The sequence below is a fragment of the Streptomyces sp. NPDC020489 genome (assembly GCF_044386545.1).
Taxonomy (GTDB): Bacteria; Actinomycetota; Actinomycetes; order Streptomycetales; family Streptomycetaceae; genus Streptomyces.
In genome coordinates this window covers 76,740-82,765 of sequence record NZ_JBIRUZ010000023.1, presented here as the reverse complement: position 1 = coordinate 82,765, position 6,026 = coordinate 76,740, and the positions used below count along the sequence as shown (strand labels likewise).

General features: G+C 66.8%; 4 protein-coding genes and 1 pseudogene. 2 read left to right on the top strand and 3 right to left on the bottom strand.

What is annotated here, in order from left to right:
- Positions 1-686: 686 nt before the first annotated feature.
- On the bottom strand, positions 687-1,469 hold the full coding sequence (locus tag ACH41F_RS39835) for an IS5 family transposase (protein WP_398839704.1): 783 nt from the start codon (positions 1,467-1,469) through the stop codon (positions 687-689).
- A gap of 833 nt (positions 1,470-2,302) precedes the next feature.
- Between ACH41F_RS39835 and ACH41F_RS39830 the strand changes: the two genes are divergently transcribed.
- Both ACH41F_RS39830 and ACH41F_RS39825 read left to right on the top strand, forming a co-directional pair.
- A complete protein-coding gene (locus ACH41F_RS39830) occupies positions 2,303-3,085 on the top strand; it encodes a hypothetical protein (RefSeq protein WP_398839703.1) in 783 nt (260 codons plus the stop codon).
- Between the two features lie 306 nt (positions 3,086-3,391).
- Positions 3,392-4,140, top strand: a pseudogene (locus ACH41F_RS39825) (transposase family protein).
- Positions 4,141-4,282: 142 nt separating this feature from the next.
- Here the strand turns inward: ACH41F_RS39825 and ACH41F_RS39820 are convergent.
- Positions 4,283-4,582 (bottom strand): hypothetical protein, encoded by a 300-nt coding sequence (locus ACH41F_RS39820; RefSeq protein WP_391243082.1) that lies wholly within the window; start codon positions 4,580-4,582, stop codon positions 4,283-4,285.
- An 843-nt stretch (positions 4,583-5,425) separates the two neighbouring features.
- Positions 5,426-6,016 carry a hemerythrin domain-containing protein gene (locus ACH41F_RS39815; protein ID WP_391243085.1) on the bottom strand — a complete coding sequence of 197 codons (591 nt, stop codon included), beginning with the start codon at positions 6,014-6,016 and terminating at the stop codon, positions 5,426-5,428.
- Positions 6,017-6,026 lie beyond the last annotated feature (10 nt).

The following is a 6,026-nucleotide window of genomic DNA, read 5'->3' as shown; positions in this document are numbered from 1 at the left end:
AACCCCAAGCCGTTCGTCTGGACGAAGACCGCCGACGACATCCTCGACACCCTCGCCGCATACTGCACACGAATTAACGACTCAGGACACTAGGACTTGTCCGGGCGATCTCTGAGAAGCTGTTGTCTTTCCGAGAGTGGCGGGTGTGTTTCCGCTGGTCAGGTGTAGGGGTGGCGTTTCGGCGGGAGGGACGGGGGGCCTGTTGTCCCTTCGGTGGAGGTGCCGGGATGCCATCGGTGATGGGGTTGCTGGAGGAGCGTGAACGCGTCGCTCGGCAGCGGGTGAAGGCTCTCCAGGCCGAGCTGCGCAAAGCGGAGGCGGCGTGGGAGCGGTTCGTGATCGCCCGTCAGACGGTGGGTGAGGTTCTGGCGGAGCCGCGCGGAGGCGAGGACGTGGCGCCGGTCGTGGTGGCCGGCGAACGGCCGGTGCAGGTCAGGCAGGCAGTGCCCGGCTCAGTGGTGCCGCACTGGGAGGAAGGGCTCGCCCCGGCGGTTCTCGCGCCGGACTACCAGCAGATCATGGACGTCTTCGCCGGTGGGAACGGATCGTGCGAAAGGACGATGGACTGCCGGCAGCTCGCGGCCGCGCTCGGGCTGGAGCCGGTCCCCGCGAAGGTGGAGGGGGTGCGGTCGAAGGCGAAGCGGCTGGCAGCGCGGGCTGGCTGGCGGAGCAACGCCCGGGGCTGTTCAGCGTGCCCGTCGGGCGAGGCGGCGGCTCATGACCGTGCTCATCGCCCACTTGATCACCGCCTCCGAGGTGTCGGTGCGCGTCTCGTAGTCGCGGGCCAGCCGGCGTGAGTGCATCAGCCACGCGAACGTGCGCTCCACCAGCCACCTCTTCGGCAGCACGGTGAAACCGCTGGTGTCATCGCTGCGTCTGACCACGGTCAGCGCGATCCGCCAGGCATCGCGGGCGAAGTCGACCAGGCGCCCGGTGTAGCCGCCGTCGGCCCACACCCGCGTGACGCGCCAGTGCCGTTCACGCAGCCGGGCCAGGAGTGTCTGCCCTGCGTCCCGGTCGGTGACCGAGGCCGCGGTCACCATCACGGCCAGCAGCAGTCCGAGGGTATCCACCACGATGTGCCGCTTGCGGCCGTTGACCTTCTTCCCGCCGTCGAATCCCCTGCTCGCGGCCGGCACCGATGCGGCTCCTTTCACCGACTGCGCGTCGATGACGCCCGCCGTCGGCTCCGCATCCCGGCCCGCGGCCCGGCGGACCCGCTCACGCAGCCGGTCGTGGAACTCGGCGGTCAGGCCCTTGTCCCGCCAGCGCCGGAAGAAGGCGTAGACGCGGTCCCACGCGGGGAAGTCCGCGGGCATCGCCCGCCAGGTGATGCCGCCCGCGACCAGATACCGCACCGCATCAACCATCTGCCGGTGGCAATAGCTCTCCGGTTGCCCGCCGCGGCCCTCGAGCCAGCCGGGAACCGACATCACCTCACGTACGACGGCCCACTCCGCATCGCTCATGTCCGACGGATACCTCGGTCGCCTGTACGGCCGGTCCCCAGCGTTCCCGAACCGGTGAGCGAGACAATCACACGAAGGGGACGCCGAGTTGGACGACACCGACGCCGACACGGAAGACTGCAGCACCAGGGGCCTCCTGTTGCTCGGTTGGATTCGACACCCACGAGCTGTGCGGGAGGCCCCGCTCTCATGCCCGGTCGGCCACGAGATCACCCGACCGAGTCGACGACCTCGAACTCACGCCCACCAAGATCGATAGAGCAACAGCTTCTTACACCTGGCCACAGCAAACCAGGGCATCTCCCCCGCGGACCCGGGCCCGGGTGGGGGGCGGAGTCCAGCCCTCACAGCGTTGACAGGCCGCGGTGGCGGCGCCTGCTTCGACCGTTTCCGTAACCGGAAGCACATCCAGTCAGTACCTTTTCGGGCCTTCTCGGACCCGGCGGACGTACGCACGTACAGCGTCGCGCTCCGCCTCCGGACAGCCCTCCCGCGGCAGCGACACGTCACCGGTCCGGCTCGGGCCGTGGCGCAGGTCGTGGGCCAGGTGGCTGGCGGGTGAGGTCGATACGGCACAGCCGGGACCGTGCCGGCCGTCGTCGGGGTCCTCGTAGCGCACGCCGGTCACGGCCTGCTTACCGACCTGGTAGGGCGGATGTGGTGAAGTCGGTTGCAGAATTGGGAGGTGCCCGCTGAGGGGGCGCCATCTCGAGCATCCTCCTCATTGAATTCAGCAACGCGTACAGGCTCCAACTGACGGTCTCTCACGGCGAGGATATGTGCAAAATTTAGCGGCATGTCCAACACGACTCGCAGCACAGGATGGAGAATTGATGCTGTCTTTCGAGTGGCTCGACTGCGACAGGGCCGACTTCATGACGGATATCTCTCAGCGTGTGGCGCGACTCGAGGACCCATCTTTCGAAGGCCCATATATTTACACCAGAGACATCGGACTGAATCTCACAACTCGGGTGATCGGCGACACGGGGGCGAGTGCCTGGTTTCCCACTATGACGGAGCGTTGGCGTGACTCAGATGGATCGGGCCGCCGCGTGCGTAGAAACTATCCTCCCGAGTTTGTCTCAGCCAGCGCAGCGGAACTGTGGGGGGAGACAGATACTGGGCCCCATGGCGTACAGGTGGTGGATCGCCTAGTTCAGGCCGGAGAATACAGCAGCCTCAAAGACGTATGGGAAGACATCATGCCCTTATCGCACAGTCCCGAGATCCTTTCACGACAGCTGATGTCTGTGTGCGACGGAAGTCCGCACTCCCTTCTTGGAGCTGTGAAAGATGTCTATTACGACCTGGGTATTGTGGCAGCGTCATTGCGTGCCGCGATTCTTCGCATGCTGACAGGAAGGGAAGATCTAATCCTCTTGGGGGTAGCATCAGATAGATCCGGCCGCGAAATCTTTGGCGTTTCCACACAGGCGGATAGCCAGGGGGTTCAGTTCACTCTCCTTCTGGATCAGGTGACAGGGGAGATGAATGGTCACCAAGAAGTCCTGGTTAAACACCCAAAGAAACTTGATCTGGAGCCCCCCGGGCTTCTCTCCTATGGCGAGCGGCAGGCATGGGGAAGAACCAAGGACCTCAGTTCGCGCCTTTGAAATAATAGTCACCGGACATGCTGAAGAAATTGGTTCTCTCATCGAGAACCGCTACTCCAGGACCGCAGTTCCGACGGCCTGAGACTGCTTGCCGCCCTGTACACGCCCGACGCCCCCGTGTCCCTACGGCTGCTTGGCCGGGTCCAGACCCTTCGGAGGATGTGGATTCAGCAGTACCTCGTCGATAACGGAGCGTTTTCAGAGTGGCCACCGGTCGGGTGACGGGACGGCCTTGCGCAACGCACGGGGCTCCTGTGCCGTTGAGAGAGGTGTTCGACGTCTCAACTCATCAGCGCAGGAGCCTCGTTGGTTCCCTATCCTGCCGCACTCGACCTCCCGCACGCCCTGGTCGAGTGGGTAACCATGCTCATCGTCACCCGTGAGGGTGACCGCCGCTGCAAGCTCCCGCCTCACCAGCGTGCTCTCGTCGGCCTGGTCTACCTTCGCCGGCACGACACGCTCGCGCAGATCGCCGCCGGTTTCGGCATATCCGTCGGCACCACCCACGCATACGTCACCGCGGTCGTCGGCCATCTGTCCCGCCGGGCGCCCGGGCTGCTGCGGGTCCTGCGGGAGACCGATCCCGATCACGTCCTGCTCGACGGAACGCTCGCCGAGTGCGACCGGGTCGGTGACAGCCGGGCCGACTTCTCCCAGAAGCACCGCCGCCACGGCGTGAACGTGCAGGTCATTGCCGATCCTGCGGGCAAGCTGCTGTGGATCTCGCCCGCACTGCCCGGCCGCACCCACGACCTGACCGCGGCCCGCACCCACCGCATCATCCGAATCTGCGAACGCCAAGGCGTACCCATCCTCGCCGACCGCGCCTACATCGGAGCCGGCTCATGGGTGACCACGCCGATCAGACGTCTTCCGCAACAGGACCTCACCGCGACCCAGCGGACGATCAACCGGGCCCTGTCAGCGGCACGAGCACCGGTCGAACGAAGCGTCGCGAGACTGAAGTCCTGGCGCGTCTTCGCAGAGCCCGCTGCAGCCCCAACCGCATGACGGTCATCGCCGCCGCCGTCCTCACCCTGGAGCGTCAACGCTGAAAACGCTCTCTGACCGTATCCGCGGAACTCGCGGTGCAACGACTGCTCCGCAGGCCCGGTGTGAAAGGTCCCCGCCGCCCTGAGGGCGCGGGGACCAATTTTGTGCTGCACCTCCTGGGACTGCATGACGCAGAGCAGGTGCTCAGTCGTCGTAGGGGTCGCGGCTGCCGGACTTGGCCAGGCCGCGGCTGATCATGTAGCCGACGGTGAGGATCACGATGTACAGCCACGCCTTGTCGGCGCGGAAGTAGTCGGCGTGGCCCTCGTCGTCTCCCACGACCATGGAGGCGATCAACACCGCGACGACCGCGGCGATGTAGGCGAAGAACTCGGTGGTCTTGAAGGCCGCCTTCGTCTCCGTCGACAGTCGGCGCGGCCGGCGAGCGGCCGCACCGTCACCCGTGTGAGGGTTGGCGTTGCCAACCGGGTTCGCAGCGCTCATGAGAAGGCACCTTTTCTTTTCGTCGGGAGCACCTGATGCACTCCGCGGGTGGGAAAGGGTCAAGATCTTCTGCACCTACCGAGTGCCCATATGCGGTGATCTAAACAGCGCGTGAAGGCGTGGCCACGACAACCAGTGGCGCCGCCTGGTGGCGGGCGCCCTGTATCCATCGGCCAGCGCTACGCCATCGCCGCCGGTCTCCAGGACCGCGGCGGCGGTCGTCCGACGTTCACGCGTGGCGGCCGTCGCGGGCGCGGGCGCGATGGGGGGCTCAGTGGGCCGGAGCTGGTGGATTCCCAGGTTCGGGCGTATCGGGGTGGCGGGGCGTCCGACGGGGTGAGGGTTGCGGTCGGCGTCCGTCGGGCCGTGCGCAGGAATGGCCGCCTCGGTGGTGTTGGCGTCGTGGCCGCAGGGGTTGGCCGAGGCGCAGCCGGCGTAATAGGCGGCGGGGATGGCCTGGTGTCCGGTGAGCAGGCAGGGCCGGCGCACGCCGAGTTGGTGCAGGTGCACGGCGATGCGGCCCCATGCACGTGGTTGGCGGTGGTGCGGTCCACCGTGCGGTCCAGCACGGCGTACTGCACGGCCAGGTGTCACGACGTCGCGCGTCGGCGCCTTGCCGTGAGTGTGGCGTTCGCGCCGCAACGGGACCATCGTCACATTCATTGGATGTTGCCGTTGCCGTCGTCGCCGGAGCGCGACGAAGCAGGGGGACAACGGATGACGACGGTCTGGGAGCGGCGGCTACGTCCCGACGCTGCAAGTCACGGTGCCCGGACGTGGTGGTCCGCAGACCCGCCTGCGGCACAGAGCGCGTTGTGGGTGTCTGGGGCCTGCGCCTTGTTCTCAGCCGTTGCCCATGGCCTTGCGGACGGCGTCCTTGGTGCGGTCCATGAGCGCGGCGACCGGCCCGAGGGCCATGTTGGCCACTCCCGATTCGACGCCCGGGTGCGGACGGGTGGGGGCCATGGCCTCGGCGGCCTTCACCGCCTTCGCCATGGCGGCGAGGTTGGTGACGTCGGTGCTGCGGCGGAGGTGCGTGAACTCGTAGCGCTCCTCCGCTCGCGCGTGCTCCTGCACGTCCCTGCGCAGCTTCAAGAGCTGGGGCATGAACTTCGGGTCGTCGGTGTCCGTCTCGTCCAAGGCCGTGAGGATCTCCTTGGCGGCCTTCTCCTCGGCCAGGCGGTCCTCGACGACCTGCTTGCCCCCCTCTACCGCTCGTCGGACGAAGGGGTGGACGACCTCCTCCTCCGCCGTCTCATGCACGGCCAGCAGCCGCACCAGGCGGTGGAAGGCGTCGCGGCGGTCTTCTCCCTTGCTCTGTTCGACCTCGTCAAAGAGGTTGCGGATGTCGCCGTGCTGACGCATCAGCAGGGCGACCACGTCGATGTCGTCGGCCTGGTCGTCACCGGCCTGCGGGGTGTGCAGCTCGGACATGTGCGGCCGC

Bases quoted from the DNA above. Each gene is read 5' to 3' on its own strand.
- ACH41F_RS39835 (WP_398839704.1), bottom strand. From the start codon at position 1,469: ATGAGCGATGCGGAGTGGGCCGTCGTACGTGAGGTGATGTCGGTTCCC.
- ACH41F_RS39820 (WP_391243082.1), bottom strand. From the start codon at position 4,582: ATGAGCGCTGCGAACCCGGTTGGCAACGCCAACCCTCACACGGGTGAC.
- ACH41F_RS39830 (WP_398839703.1), top strand. From the start codon at position 2,303: ATGCTGTCTTTCGAGTGGCTCGACTGCGACAGGGCCGACTTCATGACG.
- ACH41F_RS39815 (WP_391243085.1), bottom strand. From the start codon at position 6,016: ATGTCCGAGCTGCACACCCCGCAGGCCGGTGACGACCAGGCCGACGAC.